At 42.2% G+C, this 19,999-nt stretch carries 14 protein-coding genes; 9 read left to right on the top strand and 5 right to left on the bottom strand.

Features of this window, described 5'->3' with window-relative positions:
• The first annotated feature begins 233 nt into the window (after window positions 1-233).
• The 4 genes from AN394_RS08740 to AN394_RS08725 all read left to right on the top strand — a co-directional run bounded on the left by AN394_RS08740 (window position 234) and on the right by AN394_RS08725 (window position 4,412).
• Window positions 234-1,046 carry a MipA/OmpV family protein gene (locus tag AN394_RS08740; RefSeq protein WP_055021282.1) on the top strand — a complete coding sequence of 271 codons (813 nt, stop codon included), beginning with the start codon at window positions 234-236 and terminating at the stop codon, window positions 1,044-1,046.
• An 81-nt stretch (window positions 1,047-1,127) separates the two neighbouring features.
• Window positions 1,128-1,715: a hypothetical protein gene (locus tag AN394_RS08735; RefSeq protein WP_152968922.1), complete on the top strand. Its 588-nt coding sequence runs from the start codon at window positions 1,128-1,130 to the stop codon at window positions 1,713-1,715.
• 111 nt (window positions 1,716-1,826) lie between these two features.
• Window positions 1,827-3,194 (top strand): alkaline phosphatase PhoX, encoded by a 1,368-nt coding sequence (locus tag AN394_RS08730; protein ID WP_055021280.1) that lies wholly within the window; start codon window positions 1,827-1,829, stop codon window positions 3,192-3,194.
• Window positions 3,195-3,335: 141 nt separating this feature from the next.
• A complete protein-coding gene (locus tag AN394_RS08725) occupies window positions 3,336-4,412 on the top strand; it encodes a hypothetical protein (protein WP_055021279.1) in 1,077 nt (358 codons plus the stop codon).
• Here AN394_RS08725 and AN394_RS22160 read toward each other — a convergent pair.
• The 3 genes from AN394_RS22160 to AN394_RS08710 all read right to left on the bottom strand — a co-directional run bounded on the left by AN394_RS22160 (window position 4,409) and on the right by AN394_RS08710 (window position 8,592).
• On the bottom strand, window positions 4,409-5,104 hold the full coding sequence (locus tag AN394_RS22160) for an ATP-dependent Clp protease proteolytic subunit (protein WP_055021278.1): 696 nt from the start codon (window positions 5,102-5,104) through the stop codon (window positions 4,409-4,411). The two genes, AN394_RS08725 and AN394_RS22160, sit on opposite strands and share 4 nt — an antisense overlap.
• Before the next feature lie 43 nt (window positions 5,105-5,147).
• Window positions 5,148-6,068 (bottom strand): alpha/beta fold hydrolase, encoded by a 921-nt coding sequence (locus AN394_RS08715; RefSeq protein WP_055021277.1) that lies wholly within the window; start codon window positions 6,066-6,068, stop codon window positions 5,148-5,150.
• Between the two features lie 154 nt (window positions 6,069-6,222).
• A complete protein-coding gene (locus AN394_RS08710) occupies window positions 6,223-8,592 on the bottom strand; it encodes a TonB-dependent receptor domain-containing protein (protein ID WP_055021276.1) in 2,370 nt (789 codons plus the stop codon).
• 252 nt (window positions 8,593-8,844) lie between these two features.
• On the opposite strand from AN394_RS08710, the gene AN394_RS08705 reads away from it, so the two are divergent.
• The 3 genes from AN394_RS08705 (at window position 8,845) to AN394_RS08695 (ending at window position 14,415) form a co-directional block, all read left to right on the top strand.
• Window positions 8,845-10,098, top strand: coding sequence for an MFS transporter (locus AN394_RS08705; protein WP_055021275.1), 1,254 nt, complete (start codon window positions 8,845-8,847; stop codon window positions 10,096-10,098).
• Between the two features lie 143 nt (window positions 10,099-10,241).
• Entirely contained in the window at window positions 10,242-13,802 is a 3,561-nt protein-coding gene (locus AN394_RS08700; RefSeq protein WP_055021274.1) for an ImpA family metalloprotease, read from the top strand.
• 139 nt (window positions 13,803-13,941) lie between these two features.
• Entirely contained in the window at window positions 13,942-14,415 is a 474-nt protein-coding gene (locus tag AN394_RS08695; protein ID WP_055021273.1) for a VOC family protein, read from the top strand.
• Here the strand turns inward: AN394_RS08695 and AN394_RS08690 are convergent.
• A complete protein-coding gene (locus AN394_RS08690) occupies window positions 14,412-16,052 on the bottom strand; it encodes a hypothetical protein (protein ID WP_095209726.1) in 1,641 nt (546 codons plus the stop codon). The two genes, AN394_RS08695 and AN394_RS08690, sit on opposite strands and share 4 nt — an antisense overlap.
• Window positions 16,053-16,287: 235 nt before the next feature.
• On the opposite strand from AN394_RS08690, the gene AN394_RS08685 reads away from it, so the two are divergent.
• Both AN394_RS08685 and AN394_RS08680 read left to right on the top strand, forming a co-directional pair.
• Window positions 16,288-17,601 carry a DASH family cryptochrome gene (locus AN394_RS08685; protein ID WP_055021272.1) on the top strand — a complete coding sequence of 438 codons (1,314 nt, stop codon included), beginning with the start codon at window positions 16,288-16,290 and terminating at the stop codon, window positions 17,599-17,601.
• Between the two features lie 115 nt (window positions 17,602-17,716).
• Window positions 17,717-19,399 (top strand): sensor domain-containing diguanylate cyclase, encoded by a 1,683-nt coding sequence (locus AN394_RS08680; RefSeq protein WP_055021271.1) that lies wholly within the window; start codon window positions 17,717-17,719, stop codon window positions 19,397-19,399.
• Here the strand turns inward: AN394_RS08680 and AN394_RS08675 are convergent.
• Window positions 19,385-19,954 carry a DUF2799 domain-containing protein gene (locus AN394_RS08675; RefSeq protein ID WP_054560687.1) on the bottom strand — a complete coding sequence of 190 codons (570 nt, stop codon included), beginning with the start codon at window positions 19,952-19,954 and terminating at the stop codon, window positions 19,385-19,387. The genes AN394_RS08680 and AN394_RS08675 overlap by 15 nt on opposite strands.
• Window positions 19,955-19,999: the final 45 nt, after the last annotated feature.

The raw sequence follows: 19,999 nt of genomic DNA, 5'->3' as shown, positions 1-19,999 counted from the left end.
CGACCAAGCGTGCAGAGTATAAATAAACACAAACCCCCAGGTGATTGCTGAGAGTATGAAATCGCTTCGATGTATCAACGTTTGCAAGAGTTTGTTCATACGCTTAGTTTAATCCGCAATTATTCGTTTATGTATATGACAAATGTCACGATTAAATATGTGACATTTGCAGCAAGTCAGCCCTAATGGTGAGGCGTTAAACTGCATTAAAACACCAATATAGGGACATTATCATGACCAAACATGAATTTCTGCGAAATAGTCTTTTTTCTTATCTGTTGATAGCAGCTTATTGTTTAGCAGCATTATTTGTTGATGATGCCAAGGCCGATGAGCAATCACAGCAATGGCAAATGGAGGTCGGTGCTGCACAATTGGCCATTGATACAGCATGGCGAGATCACGATATTCAAACCATGGTCTTGCCATACTTCAACGCCCGAAAAGGCAACTGGCGCATAGGGCCTAAATATGGCTTAGTGCAATATGCCTTTTTACAAGGCGCAGAATTTGAAGCGTCAATGGGGCTTAGTTTCCGAGATGAAACCTACGATAGCAGTTTAATCTTTAGTGATGAGTTGTCGGATGATGAGGTTTTCACTGACTATAAAGACGGCAAAGGTGAGCTAACCTTCAGAACTCAGCTGCAATATAAACAGCTTTTTGTTCGTTTAGCGCAAGATATTTCGAATCACTCCGATGGACTTACGTTTCTTGCCCGCTATAACCTACCGATTTATGGCCAAGGATTAGGGTTACAGCTAAGTGCTGATCTCGGTTTTTATTGGCAAGATAAAAAATACACTCAATACCTGTATGGCATAGCTAATGGCAATATCGCCCCTGAGTTTGGCAGATATAAATATCAGCCAAGTGCAGCCCTTAACCCATTTACCTCGCTAAACCTGACTTATGTTTTTAATGAGCAGTGGTCTGTTTTTACGAGCTTGCGGTATGAGCAACTTGACTCAGCTATCAAAAAAAGCCCGCTCGTGGGTGAAACTGCCAAGCAGCAATTCGCTGCAACTATAAATTATCGTTTTTAGAAAAAGGGATGAGCAATGAATTATCTACTGAGATTATGCATTTTACTCTTACTTACTGGTTGCAATAGCGCTGGAGAGGAAGTGTTTGACGAAGACGATTTATACCAAGGTGTCTATGAAAATGACTATTATGTTTATAACTTTAGCGAGTACCCAGTTGATTTTTATATGATGAACCTACGAAACAACACACCAACAAGCGCAATTTATAAGGAGCAGAACTTCCAACAATCAATCGATGGCTACGGTGGTTTTGAAAAGCTTAACTTTAAGCGTTCAGTGGTCTCAAAGGTTGGCTTTGCAGCTTTTTATGATGCTGAAATAAAAGCTCATCTACAAAAGTGGGTTGTTAGTGATATAGCTAATTATGTGATCAGTTATATGGATGGCGAAACGCTGAAACTGGCTTTTTTAACACGCACTGAGGCTGTAGATAGTGGTGATTACCCTGTGGTTAGGCTGGTTAGTTTTATCGGCAATACGAACTACAGCTATAAACTTGCTAATAGTGAATTAACTGAAGCAACAGCAACAGCTTATATACCGCTAACTCATTGCGCTAGTGACTTACAAATTGCAGGTTTTGAATTTGATTTTTGTAACTTAGAGCAGCGTGGTTACTTAATTGTGCTGCTACCTAATGAGCAACTAGCAATCATCAAAGAGTAGTGCTTTATGACAATTTCGTGAATATTGTGATAATGTAACTTTTTATCGTTTCATTGCTTTATAATGCCTTTTTTATTTGTATGATAAAGCTGGTTTTAGCTTGGAGTTAGCATGGTTTCACGTCGAGAGTTTTTAGTAGGGGCGGGCACATTAGCCTTTTTAGGATTATCAAAAAGTGCCATAGGTAAGGTGTCGTTAGGTGATTTAAAAACAACGGCTGTCGGCTTTGGTCCGTTAATTCCTGATCCAGATAAATTGCTCGACTTACCCGAGGGCTTTAGTTATCAAATAGTTTCAAGCCTAGGTGAGAAAATGTCTGATGGGTTTACGGTACCCGATAAAGCCGATGGCATGGGCTGTCTAGCACTTGGTAATGACCGTGTTGCATTAGTGCGAAACCATGAGCTAAAGCCAAAAGACTTAGCGAAAGCTGAAGCAAGTATTGCCAATCATAAAACACCTCTGGCTTTTGATACTAACAGTGACGGTGTGGCGTTACCGGGTGGCACAAGTCATATCGTTTATAACTTAAAAACCCATCAAAAAGAGCAAGAATACCTGTCATTGGTTGGCACTATTCGTAACTGTTCTGGCGGTATTACGCCATGGGGCACTTGGCTTACGTGCGAAGAAACCACCGATACTAAAGCCGATGGATTTAATCAAGACCACGGCTATATTTTTGAAGTACCCGCAAATAGCAAAGGCTTAATTAAACCTGAGCCATTAAAAGCCATGGGTCGATTTAACCACGAAGCGGCTGCTGTTGATCCGCGTACGGGCATTGTTTATTTAACAGAAGACAAAGGTGATAGCGTCTTTTATCGTTTTATTCCAAATGAATATGGCAAGCTGCATAAAGGCGGGCAATTACAAGCTATGGTGGTAAAAGGTAAGCCACAATTCGATAGCCGTAACTGGAATAATAAAGCTATGGGGCTACATCAAGAGCTTGAGGTTGAGTGGGTCAATCTAGATAACCCTGAAAGCCCGAAAGACGACTTACGCCTGCGGGGCTATAAACAAGGTGCGGCACTATTTGCTCGCGGTGAAGGTATTCACTGGGGTGATAAAGAGCTTTATTTCTGCTGTACCAATGGCGGTAAAAAACAACTTGGTCAGGTTATGAAATATCAGCCATCAGAATTTGAGGGCACAGATAAAGAAGCACAGCAACCAGGTAAAATCTCGTTGTTTGTCGAAAGTACTAGCAAAACCCTTTACAACTTTGGCGATAACCTAACCGTGTCACCTAATGGTCATTTAATTGTTTGTGAAGACCAGTACACCGATGTGGTTGATAACCATCTTCGTGGTGTGACACCAGATGGGCAAGTTTATAATTTTGCCCGATTAGTGGCGCAAACCGAGCTGGCAGGTGCCTGTTTTTCACCAGATGGTAGCACACTGTTTGTGAACGTTTACTCACCGTCAAAAACACTTGCTATAACAGGCCCATGGCATCAGTTTAGTGTTTAGTTAAAGCCTATTTAAAATAGCCACTGCGAAGTGGCTTTTTTTGTACCACGAAAATTTATGTTCCTCTTTTTATAATCAGCTGTTCTAGTTAGAATCACTTTGTTTTACAGGAAAAAATAATAAAACCAAAACGGAGTTGATATGTCTGTTACTGAGCAGAGTCGAGAGCAAGTTAAAGAAAAGCTAGTTAAGCAAAGTCCACTTGCAGCCGCAATCGGCGTAGCGTGCTGGAGTATCCCAATCATTATTTTATGGATCACAGTATTTTCAATTAAAAGTGCTATTGGGCCAGTAATGTTAGTGATTAGCGGCGTACTCGTTGGCCTAGCCGTTCGTATTCATGGGCGTGGCTATGATCGTATCTTTTCAGTTATTTCACTTATTGCATACCTATCTGTAATCGCTGTTGCGCTCAGTTCAGAGGTTTTGATCAGCGGTACATTGTCTTTATCAATTTATGCTTTGTTATTTGCACTTGGCTCTTGGTCAGCAGCATTTATTGCACGTAAAAGCATTCCATTTATTGACCATAAGTTATTTGCTGAGGTGTATGAATCCGGTGAGCTGGCAGGGTATAAAAAAATTAAAAATCATTGGTTGGTAGTATTACCGAGTACCCTAATTGCTACATCATGTTTGAGTTTTGCAGGCGCCGTTGGTGCATTTGCTCACCAGCAGTATTTGTCTATTGAAAAACAGGTAGAACAAGAGCAACATCAAGCTGCTAAGTTTAGAGCAAAACATATTCCGACGGATGATGAGTTTCTTGCAACCTTGTCTGACAAAAAAGCATTTAGCTATGCTTTTGCCTATTATTCCGGTCGTCACTTTGATGAACGAGGCGTTTATCAAGGGAATTTTCCGCAAGATACATTTAAATCAGAAACTATTTTACGTTATCTCGTTGAACATAAAAATGAACCTAGAGCGCAATTTATTCTGGGAAGAATGCTTGCTTTTGAGCGTGGTGAAGCACTCATGGCAAGCTCAAGACAGAGCGGTGATCAGTTCGCTCGGTTATATGACATTTATCAATTCGGTTGCCATATAGATGCAAAGCAAGGACGTACGCTATTGCAAAGCTTTAAAAAGCTCGTAACAGAGCAGTCGGTGATCATCGATATTCAGCAAATGCAGAGTAATGATTTTCGTGATTATTGCGACATTCTAGATGACACCGAATTTGATTACCGTTATATCCGTGATTACAAAAGCTAATCCCCAAGCTCACTAATTATTAGTAACGGAAAGTTCTTTGCCGAGCGGGGCTGCCAGTCTGCAAACTCAATATTATTCACATTCAGTGTATTGAGTGCTTTTTTTGAGTAGCTCCAGCCTCTGGCTTTTTGTGCCACAGCTGCACGTTTTAGCTCTTTAGATAAACCAATCGTTAGCAAGTCATGATTAACCCCGCGTTTTGCATAAAAGGCTTTTTCACGAGCCACGGCTTTTGCGATTATTTCATCGTAATGAGTGCGTAAAGAGTGCCACTTGGTTGTTTTTTCTGGCTCTTTTAAATGGCTTACCATGGCATCAATATCGCTATCTCGCCAGCGAGCCGAAGCGGCATCGCCGTGCCAACCGACAATGGCGCTCTTAGCTATGGTGGTAGGGTTTCCTGCAAGCAATACGTAATTCGCACACGACGAAAAGCAAAATTGTTTTATATGAACTTTTAAATTATGCGCCAAAATTAATTCGGCGAGGTCCATACCTAAATCAACGTTTCCGCCACCACTGGTAATTTGTATGCTGTTTATGCTTGGCTGCTCAGCCAAAAGCTGTGCAACATGTTGATTGTTTTTGGCACTAATTTCGCCCTGATAAATAATGCGCTGCTCGCTTAGTGACACACCGGCAAAGCTTAACCAAGGGATAATTAAAAACAGACTAAAAAATACACGCAACATAAAACGCTAACCTTATAAATTGTATGATAATTCTATCATGCTTTTAGGGCTTTTTAGCGGCTTTTTTGGCGCTGACTTTAGCTGCGTGTTTAGCAATCCACTTAGTCATTTTTTTCATTAAAGCGGGCGGAAAATCATGGCCCATTCCAGGCACAACTTTTAACTTACTGCGCTTTATTAACAGTGCGGTGTTGATACCCGCAGACAGTGGCATAACAGGATCAGCGCTGCCATGAATTACTAATGTGGGGGCTTTAATCTTTTTTAGTAATTGCTCGCGATAAGGCGTTGCGGCAATGGCTGCAAGCTGACGTTTAAAGCCTGTTTGATTCGTGTGGGCCCGCTCAATATAGCGCTGTGCGTTGGCGTATAAAGCGTGTTCATCTTGTGGGTAGGCTGGGCTGCCAATGAGTTGGTTGAGCCTAACATTGTAATCAATCGCGGCTTCTTTATTACTGCTTCGGGGGCGTATTTTAGCGAGCTTTACTAGCAGGTTAATGTTTGAACCCGAAAACGATAACGGCGAGCTACTCGACATAATTGAAGTTAAGCTCAGTACACGTTTTTTATACTTTGCCGCGGCAATTTGCGCAATCATGCCACCCATCGAAGCCCCCACTAAGTGCGCTTTTTTGATAGCCAGTGCATCCATTAATTCTTTTACATCGCGAGCCATGTCATCGAGCGAATAGGGCAGCTTTGAGCGAATAGGTAATCGGCGGCTAAGCCAATGCTTCACCAGGCTCGGCTTGCCTAACTCATCTAACGATGAGGATAGCCCTGCATCACGATTATCAAAACGAATAACCCGAAAGCCTTTTTCTACCAAGCCAAAATAAAGCGACTCTGGCCAAACGGTAAATTGAGCACCTAAGCCAATAATTAAGATGATCACCGGCGCATTTTTATCGCCTTCATCTTGATAACTAATACAGATACCACTGGCTGTAAGGATATGTTCCATAGACTAACAAATAAGCTTACGCAGGTATCATCAGCTTAGTGTGTGAAGTTGGCAGTTTAGTGACAGTAAAAAGAATACTGACAGTAGGAGTAATTGTGTAGCTAGAAAAATAGACAGCACATGACTGCATGCTGTCTATTTTCAGGGAGTTTTCTTAGAAGTAAGCGGTAACGCCAATCCAGAAATTACGGCCTTTATCTTTAACGTTGTAGTCGTCTGTGAATGTGACTTCACTAATTACACCGCGACCTGTTAGGTATTCATACTCACCATCGCCATTTAGGTCGGTATAGCTAGTGCTATATGAGGTGAAATCTTCGTCTAATAGGTTGTTTACGCGGGCATTGATTTGCACGTACTCATTTACATAAAACTGCGCACCTAAATTAAGTAGATTGTAGTTTTTGTAGTAAAGCGCTTTGTCGTGCACGTTATCCCAACCGCGGTAACGGTCTGAACGATATACACCTTGTAGGTATAAGTTCATAAAGTCAGTCGCTTCCCAGTTTAGGGTAAGGTTTGCCATGTGCTCAGCTGAGTTAGTTAATGGCTGACCTTGTTCAGGACCGCTCTTTTGTTCGCTATCAGTCCACGTGTAGTTACCGTTAACAGACACTGTTTTAGTAATAGTGTATTGACCCGCAATTTCAACACCTTGAAGGTCTACTTCGTCGATATTGATCTTTTGGCTGTAGCTATCGTAGCCAAGTTGATCGTACTGACCTAAGTTCACACAAGGGCGAACATCGTTAGTTTGTTCACAGCTTAAAATAGTGTCGCCGCGGGCAATCTTGTCTTCAAATTTGGTGTTGTAGTAAGTCACATTAATGTTGTGATCGCCATCAAGCGAAGTCCAGTACAGTGCAACTTCTGAGTTCACACTGGTTTCTGGTTCTAAATCTGGGTTACCCGCAAATGGGCTTGTGCCCTGACCACCAAATCCGGTGATACCGTCGTAAAGATCAGTGGTTTGCGGCGTTTTATAACCTGTACTCACACCCCCTTTTAAGGTCCAAGTGTCAGAGAGGTTATATACACCGTAAACACGAGGTGATACTTGGCTGCCAAATACATCATGGTCATCGTAACGAGCACCTAATGTAAAGGTGAAGTTGTCAGTTGCCATCCAGTTATCTTCGGCAAAGATTGAGTACATGTTTTGCTCTTGTACTTGACCTGCTTGGTCACTTTCAAGGCCAAATACGCCGTCTTTTAATTCACCGTCGATAAGCTGACCACCAATTGCTAGGTTATGGCTACCAAAGCTACCTGTGATAGGAATATCAAAGCGTAAGTCATAGGTATATTGGCTGCTTTCAAGTGGGCGAGCAGGGCGCGGTAAGAATGTTTCTTCGGCTAAGTCTTTACGTGCTTGCTCGTCCATTCCTTCGTATTCGCCAGTACCATCGTACATAGCTTGCAGCTCTAATCGCTCACTTACACTCAGTGGTAAAGTACGGCCATTGTTTTGCGTATCAACATAAGATACAGAGGCTTTAATCGTTGCCCAATTAAGTTCACCATCATAACTGAGTGACCACCATTCACGGTCAAACTCTTGGTCTGCCGCATAACCTGCGCGCGGGTTTACTTGGCCGCGGCGGTCTTGCCAAATTGATTCAATGTTATCTTTAGTACCAAGCGGGTAAGTAATGGTGCCTGACTCAATGTCGTAGCTTGGCGTGTTGTCGTACACTTGGCTTGAGTTATCGTAATCAAAACGTAAATGATGCGACTCAAACGGTGTATAAGTTAAAGTAAAACCATACTGCTCGTTTGTATTATCAACGGTACGACCGCCACTACCAAAACCTAATGAACGAGCATGTACAACACCATTAGGATCGGTTGCTGGTTCAAATGTTGGCGATGATGCTTGTTGCTCGTAAACGCTGCCGCGTACACCTAAGCTTAATACGTCTTTGATAAGCGGACCCATCACACTAAAGTCAGTGGTAATGTCATCACCAAAATCATCGTTTTGTTGTAATGAACGGCTAAAAGATACTGCACCGCTCCAGCTGTCAGTGTGCTTTTTAGTGATGATATTAATTACACCACCCAGTGCATCTGCACCATAAAGCGTTGATGCAGGGCCGCGAATTACTTCAATGCGCTCAATGGCATCGACCGGAGGTACGTGGTTAAACGCGTTACCACCAAAGTTGTTTGGATAAATATCGCCATGGTTGTTTTGGCGTTTACCATCAATAAGTAACAGGGTGTATTCACCTGTTAAACCACGCATACTTACACTGCCTTGGCCTGTTTTATCACGAGTTGTGCCAATGTCGATACCTTCTAAATACTGCACAGCATCAAGTACTGAGGTGAAGGCATGAGACTTAATATCTTCATTAGTGATAATTGAAATACTTGCAGGTGCTTCGGTAACTTTTTGCTCAAAACCTGTTGCAGTAATAACTAAGCGTTCCATATCTTGTTTCGGCTTAGCGTCATCAGCAAAGGCTGAAAAATGTGTTGTTATGGCAAGTGCCAGTAAGCTTGGTTTTATTGATTTCATTGTAGGTTTCCAGTTCTTTTTGTAGGTTATCCCTTTGAGGAACGCTGCGTATACTACAGAAATGAAAAATACAATCAATAACTATTCTTATTTAGATTGATCTTTTTCAAGTTGGCTTAACACTATTCACAATTAAGTTGCGTTTGTTTTTTAGCTAATTAATACGCTGTTACAAACAAGTTTTAGATTAAATACCCAAGGCAGATTCAGTTCCTGTATAGTGTTTTAATCATCATCATAAAAATTAAAATAATGAATTCAGATATCTCTTTAGCGCGCTTTAAGCAGTTTCCTGTGCTTATGTGGATCTTCTTATTTGGCTCGTTTATTACCCGTGGCAGCTATTACATGGTATGGCCATTTCTTGCGGTGATCTTGTACGAAAAGTTTGCTTTATCGGCGACAGAAGTCGGTTTGGTACTTACCAGTGCTGCCGTGATTTCGGTGTTTACCAGTTTTATTGGCAGTAGCCTCTCAGATAAAGTGGGCCGGCATACGCTGATGTACATCACTGGTGTGCTGTATATTATTTCTTTCTCGCTGTTGGCTGAGGTAGAAACCGTGGCCGGTTATGTGATTGTGATGACCTTATGCTCTATTGCGACTGCACTTTGGCGACCACTAACCAGTGCGGCGATTGGCGATATTATTAATGATGCACAAACTCGTGAGCTGGCCATGCAGTCGCTGTACTTTATTGTTAATGTGGGCTGTGCGGTGGGTCCATTAGCTGGGGTATGGCTAGGTTTAACAGGTGAGCAGTCGAGCTTTTATATTACCGCAGGGGCATTTGCTATTTTATTAGTGCTGCTTGTTTGGGGCTTTAATTTTAGTGATAAAGCCGCCAAAAATACTGCCGCAATCGACGAGCCTGAAGAGAAAAAACCAGCTGTACAAGGCAAGCAAATCTTACGTATTCTATTTGCAGATAAGCTGCTGCAGTGTTTAATTTTAGCCAATATTTTGTGCATGTTTATTTATGCGCAAATGGATAGTTCACTCATACAATACCTAACTCGTGCAGAGGCACCCGACCTACTTGCATTGATTTCTGCGCTGATATTTACCAATGCGATAGTGATCATTTCAAGTCAATTTCTGCTGTTAAAAATGATGGCGCGATTTAGCCTAACGGTACGAATACAAATTGGTTTGGCGCTATTGATGGTGTCGCAGTTTTGGCTCGCACTTAATCCAATCGATTTATTCTGGGGCTGGATAGGTGCGATAGTGGTGATGAGCTTGGCCGAAACCATTTTGTTTCCGACGATGAATGTTCACCTTGATAGGCTCGCACCATCACACTTACGTGGAGCCTACTTTGGCGCGGCTTCGTTTTATGATTTAGGATTTGCTTTAGCACCCCTCGGTGGTGGTTTAATTTTAGATTATTACGATGGCCCAACTTTATTCTTTGTAGCGGGAGGGCTTTGCCTTGTGGTGATTTACTTATACGCCATACTCGAAAAGTTACCCAGACCCGATTTCGCAAACCCAAGCTCGTAACCCTTAAATAGCCCCTTTGTGGGGCTTTTTACGCTTTAACAATTAATGACAGCGATATCAATTTACGTATTTTTTCCGAGATATTAGTTTGTAGTATCGGCTTATAATGTTAAAAAATTGTTTACCATACCGATAAGAACTCAATGAACGCACCTTACTCTTTGTGCATACGCTCGCTATTATGCTCGGCTGTATTGCTAACACTTGCTGCTTGTGGCGGCTCAGGCTCAGATGAAAAACAAACAACAACCCCTCCTGTAACCGAAACACCACAAAATCAAGCGCCGCAAATCAGCGGTCAATCACAGACTTTACGTGTTGGTGAAACCTTGAGTTTTAGCCCTGAAGTCTCTGATCCAGATAATGACCCACTTACTTTGTCTGTAACAAACTTACCAAGTTGGCTAAGTTTTAATGAAGCCTCAGCAAGTATCAGCGGCACGCCTGAGCAAGTAGGTAAGTATGCAAACATTGAGTTTACGGTCACTGATGGGCAGCTCTCTGCACAGCTTTTGATTGATATTAATGTAGAGGCCAAACTTATTGAAAATACACCGCCAACGCTCACGTCCACCCCATCGGATAGCAATGAAGGCCAAGCTTATACTTACCAGCTAACATTTACTGATGCACAAAATGACACTGTGGTAGTAAGTGAAGTTAGTAAACCTGATTGGCTTAGCTTTGATGCGACTAACCTTAGTTTTAGCGGCACGCCCTTGTTTGCGAATACGGGCGAACAGCAAATTCGTTTTCGTTATTCAGATGGCGAAGTGACGCAGCAGGCAGAGCAAACATTTAACATCGCTGCCAGAGCAAACTCAGCGCCTGTGGTGTCTCCACTGAGTAGTGAAGTTCGTGCTGAGCAGGCTTTGAGTGTGCAGTTAATCAGCACCGATGCAGACAACGATGATGTGAGCTTAACCTTAACAGGTTTACCAACGTGGCTAAGTTTTGATGAGCAAACTAGCATCTTATCAGGCACCACGAGTAATGAAGAACTTGGTGAACATAAATTCACAATCACAGCCTCTGACTCACGTGTACAGGCAAGTTTTGAGTTTGCGTTAAACATCACCCAAAGTTATGTAGCCGAGGCACTCGAAACGGGTAATGCGCTGGTTGTGCCAAACAGTGAGTTGCTACTTGATGCGACCATTAATGAAATTGATACCCACAAAGCGCGCTTTCAAAGCATTAAAAATAGCTTATTTGCTTTTGGCTCAAGCTCCGCCCTTGAAGAATTAAGTTGGTATCCAACCTGGGATGCAACGCTATTAACTGCCACTTATCCATTCAATGAGCCAGTTCTACTTACCAACAATAGCTGGCAAGATGGTTACGAGACAAAAGTCAGAAACCTTGCTGTAGTTGGAACTAGTGATGGGGAGCAGGGCCGTTACTTGGTATTTGGTAGTAATCCTTATCGAAATACCATTAACGAGCAAATGATTCAGTTTTTGAAAAACAGCACCACATGGTTAGCTGGTAGAGAAATAACCGCAGAGCAGCCACTTAAACTTGTATTAGCGCAACTTGATCAAAGCTATTACTTTCAAGATAGGATTAAAACGCGAGAGTGGTTTGATAGTCAATATGAAGGCATGGTGAGCTATAACGACAATACAAGTTGTGACAATGACGCTTTAGCGGCGTGTTTAACAACTGACACGGATGTACTGATTATCTCTCAGCATGAGCGTGAAGGATTAAATATTGAGAATGTTGTGGCTGCAGTAAAGCAAGCGCAAGCAAATGATATAGCGGTGATCTATATTCAGCGTGATGGTAGTCAAACAGCACTAGGTAAAGCGCTATTTGAATTACTCCATGTGAGCGTTGCAGGTGATAACTATTGGCACCGATTAGAACTGGCACAGTGGAACCCAATTGCTATCAACGACAGCTTGCCAACTGATGCGCAAACTATTAAAGACTTACTTAGCCGCTTTAAAAGCAGCGAATTTAGTGTTGATTTAAGTGCCTGTGATAATCGTAGCTGCCCAGCTGAAAGCCAATATCAGCAACAGTTTAGTGATGCGGCAACGATCATTAATTCGGTTTTTAGAGGTTTTGACCAAGCGAAAACAGATATCTTTACTGAGCAGGGCTATCGCTTTTACCAGTTACTGGCGCTGCTTGCAGATCATTATCGCCAAGTTGTGAGCTTCCCGATGGATAAGCTAAGCACCGATAATACAAGCTTCTTTCGCGCACTGTTTACTGATCATGCGGTATTAAATATACGTAAAGTTAATCCACTTCAAGTTGATATGGGGAATTTCAGCCGTAGTGATTTTAGTCATGTAACACCTAAAACCGTCACCGTGAATATGCAGAGTAAGGCGTATTTTCGCTCAACGGGTGTGTATGCCTTGCCGGGGCAAACATTTGCTATTAAACGCACCGATAATCAAGCTGTGAATACCAAGGTGTTTGTTAATACTCTGCGTGATGGCGCAACACATTACATGAGCAGCAATGGCTATAATCGACCCGCTAAATTGCAGTCGGTTCATGTGCCTATAGAGACAAATGAAACGGTCTATTTTACGTCACCTTATGGTGGGCCAATTCAAATTGAGTTTGATCAAAATGATTTAGATGTCAGCTTTGAATTTATTAATGTAGGTGAGCACCCGTATTGGCGCAGCAGCAGTGATGATGAGCGCTTTGCTGCACTACTTGAAAAAGGCGACTATGATTGGGCTGAGGTAGCAACCGGTGGCTTTGAAGTGCATTCAAAGCTCGAGAAAATGCGTATTTCAATTAACGATGGTTATTGGCCTATAGCGTCTGACTTCGCCCATGCAGTAGAGCGTTATACTCATAACTATCCGCATGTACTTGCTGGTTTCAAAGGGCCGGGCATCGATGTGGTTAGCGAAATTCATGACTTTGCGAGTGCACGCAATATTGAGGTGCAAACAATTGATATTGTAAAACATATGAATGCAGACCAACCGACCTGTGGTTGGGGTTGTTCTGGTAATCCGTATGACGCAGGTTGGAATTTTAATCCAACTGGGCATGGCGATATCCATGAATTAGGGCATGGACTTGAAAGAGGGCGCTTCCGTATCGAAGGGTTTGGTGGCCATTCAAATACCAACTTTTACTCCTACTACAGTAAGTCGAAGTTTGAAGATGAAACGGGCTTTTCGGCATCGTGCCAAAACTTGCCATTCGAGAACTTGTTTGATCATTTACAAGCCAGTAAACAAAGCGCAGATGCATTTGCTTATATGCAAGCTTTAGCGATGTCAGAGTGGTCGCAAAGTCACGCTATTTATTTACAAATTATGATGGCCGCACAGGCACACAATAAGCTTGAAAACGGCTGGCATTTATACCCTCGCTTACACATCTTGGAGCGTGCGTTTAATCTAGCTGATAACAGCGAGACTAATTGGCAGGCACAAAAAGATGCACTTGGCTTTTCAAGCTACAGCTTGTCGGAGGCACAAAGCATAGGCAACAATGATTGGCTATTAATAGCGCTTTCAGAAGCAACCGAGCTCGATTTGAGCAACTACTTCAGCATGTGGGGCATGGCAACGTCAGACAAAGCAAAACAGCAGGTTAAAGCAAAAAACTACACGGTATTAGGTGATGTTTACTATGCCTCATCTGCCACAGGTTATTGCACGACGTTAAATCAAACAGAGGTTGCAATTGATGGAGCTCAAAGCTGGCCTGAATAATACACCGCTTTGTTAAGTTGATTGGTATTTGTATTTAAAACGCCAGCTAAAGGTTTCGCTGGCGTTTTTATTATTAGATTAGTGAAATTAGCTACAACTGCTACCTTTATAACTCACACATTTAACGTTGAGGTGTAACATGGCTGTTTCTGCAATCCCTAAAGGTTTCCATGCGGTAACCCCGTATTTGGTTATTGAAGGTGCCACTAAGGCGATAGAGTTCTACAAACACGCTTTTAATGCAGAGCTTGTAATGCAAATGCCCTTGCCTGATGGTGGAGTGGCGCATGCTGAAATAAAAATAGCCGACTCTCATATTATGCTTTCTGATAATTGCCCTGATGTGCAATTTAAGTCGCCGCAACAACTTGGCGGTACACCGGTGAGCATTATGCTGTATGTTGAAGATGTCGATGCTGTTTTTGCTAAAGCTTTGTCGCTTGGGGCAAAAGAGCTACGCCCAGTACATGACCAATTTTATGGCGATAGGTCAGGGACTCTAGAAGACCCTTTTGGTCATATCTGGACTATAGGCACACACAAAGAAGACCTCAGTGAGCAAGAGCTTATGCAGCGCATGAGCGAGCTTATGAGTAAAGAGCAGGATGCTTAAAAAGTTGTTTCAACCGACATTCCTATTTGCCATGAATCCACGTCTTGGTAACTGCCCAGAGGCGTACTAAAGTCGATATGTATCACATTGTCGTTACTTGAGCGCGATGAATATAGGCGAATACCAACGCCTGCACTGGTTAGCATTGAATCTGAAATATTTGCAGTTTCAGTGCTGCCAAATGCTTGGCCTACATCAACAAAGCCAACAAAGCCTACATCTACAAACTGATACAGATTGATATTAGGGTACATTCTTAGTTCAGCCGTTGCTTGTACGCTTGATGTACCATGTTGGTAACTTTCTGGGAAGCCACGCATGCCTTCTTCACCGCCAACGGCCAGTGGTTTATCAGCAAATTCATGGTTTTGCCAATGACCATTTAGATGCGCATAAAAAGCAAATGAGTTTGACCAGCGATAGTTAAATTGTGCTTTTGAATAAAGCGCTAAACGGTCATCAAGCTCAGTTCCCATATTGCCTTTCATTCCAGCGGCAAATCGATACAAGGCGTTATTGTTAAACCACGCTTTGGTAAGATTTGTATCAAATAAAAAGCCTTGGCCAAAATTTACGGTATCGATGGCAAACTTTGAATTTAGCTCCCAACCTAGGTTAACGTCTTCGTTGTGGTTTATTAGGTCAATATCGTGCAATACGGCGTAATTGTCTTCTAGCCAATGTAATCCGACCCAAGGCGCTGCAATGGTGTAATCGTTAAGGCCTGCAAGCAAAGGCTCTGTTTCAAAAGGGCGGTAACTGACATCTTCGTAATCAATCCCAGCAAGCCAGTGAAAGGTTTGCTGACTGTCTTGCGATAAAATTCCGCCGTAAGCAAACTGGGCGATTAATTCATCAGTAAAAAACTCTGAACGAGTCATGCCATTTTGATAGATATAACTTTTTTGCTTTTGTGATTTAGCAAAGTAGCGCATTAGTGCGTCACTGCTGCGTTGATAAAAAGGCTGATGATAATCCACTAAAAACACTTGTCCGTCATCGTAATCATCAGCTTGTAAAGTGAGGGTTGCATGAGGCTGCCAAGGCACTGGCATTTGCAGCACTGAGTGGTAGCCTGAGCGTTCATGATCTGATTTATACTTTAAAGATGCGCGAATACCGTAGCCTAAAAAGTTTTCTTCTTTAAAACCTAAGCTGTATTTATTATTGCCACTACTACGGCCAAAATTAATGGTTGGCAATAAACTCCAGGTATCCCAGGTATCGATTTGCACCACGCGGGGTTCATCTTCAAGGCAATCTTTTGTATAGCTAACCTTGGCATCTCTTAAGTATTTTTTGCTGCGCAAAATGCGCTCCGCTTCTTGTAGCTGACGCTCACTGACTTGATCACCCTCTTTGAAGGTAATTTGCTCACTAACCACTTTGTTTTTGGTATCAATGTGCAGCCAGTTGATAAAGCGATGTAGGGCGGTTGTTTCAGGGTCATTAGGATCGAAAATCGTATGCGTATCAATGTTGAGTTTATCAACAGTGATGTCTTTGTCCTCGCTTAACTCTGCAGTAGGTTTGCTTTTTACTTCACAAACCACATCTAAGCTTAAAGGCTCGTTTGCATAAACAGTCCCTGTAGCAGTGCATGTTATTAATAAAACCGATGTTATTTTATTCATCATTATTATGCCTACTAAATACCAAGGAGATGCAGCGTGTTTGGCTTTATCAACCTTTAAATTCTTTACAGTTATCAGCATAAAATCGCTAACTTAAGAAAAACTTAACTAAAACTTAAACTTCATTGAAGGTTGTAAGTTTATGATTAATAAACGTTATGCTAACTAACTGTGGCGAAGTTAATCGATAAATAGCTGGCTTACGTATGATTTCTTAAGGTTTCTAATAGAGCAAATAATGAAAAAGCGTGTTTTATATTGGCTGCAAAATGACTTACGCCTAGTCGACAATGAAATTCTATCTGAGTTAGCTGATTTTGATGGCGAGCTTGATTTAGTGTTTGTGATTGAGCCGCGCTGGTTTAGGCAAACTAACTATCAATCAAAACCGTATGGCACGCATAGACACCGTTTTTTACGTGAAAGCCTAGCAGCATTTGCACAAGCTGTTGAGAAGCTTGGGCAAACACTTCATGTGCTAAGTGGTGAGCCTGAGCAAGTAATCAGTCAGCGATTACAAAAGTACAATATTGAAACTTTGGTTTGTACAGAGCAAGTTGGCGTTTATGAGCAAAAACAGCTCGATAAAATCAAAGTGTTATGCCCAGAAGTGACAGTGAAAACTTATCAACAAGATACCTTGTTTAAAGCAACGGACTTGCCTTTTCAGTTTGATGACCTACCTAAAAACTTTACTGCCTTTCGCAAAAAGGTAGAAGCTGAGCCAACCTTTATAGCGGCGCCACTGCAAGCGGTTAGCCACTTACCTCATCCTGTACAACTATGCCCTGATAACCCTATTGATGATGTTGCAACTCAACCTAACATTTTTAAAGGTGGTTTACTTGCAGCTCAGCAGCATTGTGATGCGTACTTTTCATCTAAAGCGCCAAGCAGTTATAAAGAAACACGCAATGAGTTAGACGGCTTTAGAAACAGTACTAAGTTCAGTGTTTGGCTCGCTGGGGGCACAATTAGCGCAAAACAGCTTTACCGAGAAGTTGAAGTGTATGAGCAGCAAAACGGTGCGAATGAGTCGAGCTATTGGATAAAGTTCGAATTACTGTGGCGTGAATATTTTAAGTGGCATGCGATGCATGCTGGCGCAACACTCTTCCAGTTTAAAGGGCAAAAGCATAGTGCGCCACTGACGACTTTTAACAGCCAGCGCTTTAATGCGTGGTGCCAAGGCCGCACGCCCTTTGCTTTGGTTAATGCAATAATGCATGAGCTTAATGCGACAGGCTATATTTCTAACCGCTCTAGGCAAATTGCGGCAAGTTGTTTAGTTAATGAGCTTGAACTGGATTGGCGCTATGGCGCAGCGTATTTCGAACAGCAACTCATCGATTACGACGTGGCTGCGAACTGGGGTAATTGGCAATATATTGCGGGTGTCGGCGTTGACCCTAGAGGCGGTCGACATTTTCATATTAATAAGCAAACAGCGCTTTATGATCCCCTAGCGCGTTACATTCGAAAATGGCAAGGAGATCAAAGCATCGTAAGCACAATCGATAGTGTTGATGAGGTGGATTGGCCAAGGATTTAATAGCCTGCGTTAGATCAATATTCTTCACAGATTTTTAGTGTTTTTTTATTTTGTTAACTAAAATAATGATTAAGGCTTGCTTTTATTGTTGGTGGGCTAGTTAACAAGGCTAATTATGGCATTTAGTGAAGGGTATGATGCGATTAAGTCGCATCTTGGTTTAGACATTGCTCAGCTAATTCTCGACAGTGGAGATGCGGGTATTTGGCTTTGGAATGTACAAACAGGCGAAACCATTTTCAATGATAAGTGGGCCGATATTATCGGTTACACACTGCAAGAATTATTGCCAGTTTCAATTGAAACTTGGCTCAGCTTTGCTCACCCTGACGACCTGTCAAAATCGGAACAGCTATTAAACGCTCACTTTAAAGGTGACTCTAAGCGTTATATTTGCGAAGCGCGAATGAAGCACAAACAAGGGCATTGGGTTAAAGTGCTCGATAAAGGCCAAGTGCAAAGCTGGGATGAAAATGGCAATCCTGAATGGATGCTAGGCGTTCATATCGATATTACTGAACAGTGGTTAAAAGAGCGAGAAATTGAGTTTTTACATGCTAAATTGCAAAAGTTTACTGATAACTTACCGGGGTTTGTTTATCAGTATGTGGTGGAAAAAGATGGCACCGCATATTTTCCTTTTGCCAGCTCCAAAGTCTTCAACATTTATGGCTGCACGGCAGATGATATAAAAAATTCTGCAGATTTAATCATGCAAACGATTCACCCAGATGATTTAGAGCGAGTCGTTAAAAGCATTGAGAAATCGCGAGTCGAATTATGCGAGTGGCATGAGGTATATAGAGTTAATCATCCAACTAAAGGGGTGATTTGGGTTGAAGGAAAATCCTCACCTATTGCCCGTGCTAATGGCAGTGTTGAGTGGAATGGTTATTCAGAAGATGTCACTGAAGAAGTTAAAAGCAACGAAAAAATACAGCTGCTTACAGCCGTTTTCTCAACAACAAGCCGCGGTATATTAATAACCACCCCTGAGCCTAAAATTGTGGATGTTAACCCTGCTTTTGAGCAAATTACAGGCTTTTGTAAGGCAGAAGTGCTTGATAAAAACCCATCTGTACTTTCAGCTAAGCAGCAACCCACAGAGTTCTTTGAGTTGATGTGGGAGTGTTTAATACACAATGGGCGCTGGCAAGGTGAAATATGGAACAAGCGCAAAACCGGTGAAGTTTTTCCTGAGTTGTTAACCATAGATGCCATGTATGACGAACATGGGCAAGTGAGTCATTACATTGGTGCATTTGATGATATTTCGCAGGCAGTAGAAAAGCGCCAACTGCTTGACGAATTAGTCAATCAAGACCCTCTTACTAAGCTGTTAAATCGGCGAGGTTTAGATATTCAGTTACATTCATTTTCTCATCATGCGGCGAATGAAGGTAACCAGTTTTCGTTGATTTATGTCGACCTTGATAACTTTAAACTGGTGAACGATACCTTTGGTCACGAGCAGGGCGATAATCTACTGCTTGAAATCAGTGAGCAGCTTTCACTTCAGCTGCGCGATAAAGACATATTAGCTCGTATTGGCGGCGATGAGTTTGTGATTGTGTTACCAACGTTAGCAAAACTTTCTGTTTGCCAAGACATTGCAGGGCGCTGCCAAAAAGCGGTTGAAGGCGTAGCAAAGCGCTACGCAACAAAAGTGCCTGTGAGTGCTAGTTTTGGAATCGCGCTTTACCCAGAAGATGGTAAAAATGCCAAAGAGTTACTCGCCACTGCTGACGAGCAAATGTATAAGATGAAGCTTAAACATAAAGCATCACCACTCGGTTGAAATTTCGACACTCGGCAGCTTATTCAAAAGCGGTAGTAAAGCACGCTCTTTACGTAAATCTTTGCGCTCGTTTTCTAAATCTCTTCGTTCTCGATAAAGCTCTTTTTGTTGGCCATTATCAAGTTGATTGCTGTTAAGCTCAGCGCGAATATCTTTTAGGCGGCGGTCAATATCGTCAATTCGGTCATCAATGTATATCAGCCTTTGCTGTACTTGATACCTGTCGTTGCCTTCTTGCCATGCTTTACGAAATGCTGTGCTATTACAGACGCCATTGTAAGATGCTCCCTGCATGCCAAGGGTAAAGCCATTTTCGGGCTCACAATACACCGCCAGACCTTGATCGTATCCCACTTTATATTCAGCAATATCGGCACTTACGCCATACTCGCTACATTGTGATAAGGCATCTATGCCATCACGATACTCAGTGCCATCTGCACCATGTTTATAACCAATACCATGCCAATTGGCTTGTAAACATTCATCTTTACTGACTGAGGTACAGCCTGCTAATACGATTAATGGCAGTAGAGGAAGTGTCCATTTTCTCATTAAAGTCTCAGCTTAAATTATTAATAACTAACTTGATTCTAGCCT

The sequence above is a fragment of the Pseudoalteromonas sp. P1-26 genome, from assembly GCF_001401795.1.
GTDB lineage: Bacteria > Pseudomonadota > Gammaproteobacteria > Enterobacterales > Alteromonadaceae > Pseudoalteromonas.
This window is presented reverse-complemented; position numbering and strand designations above follow the sequence as displayed.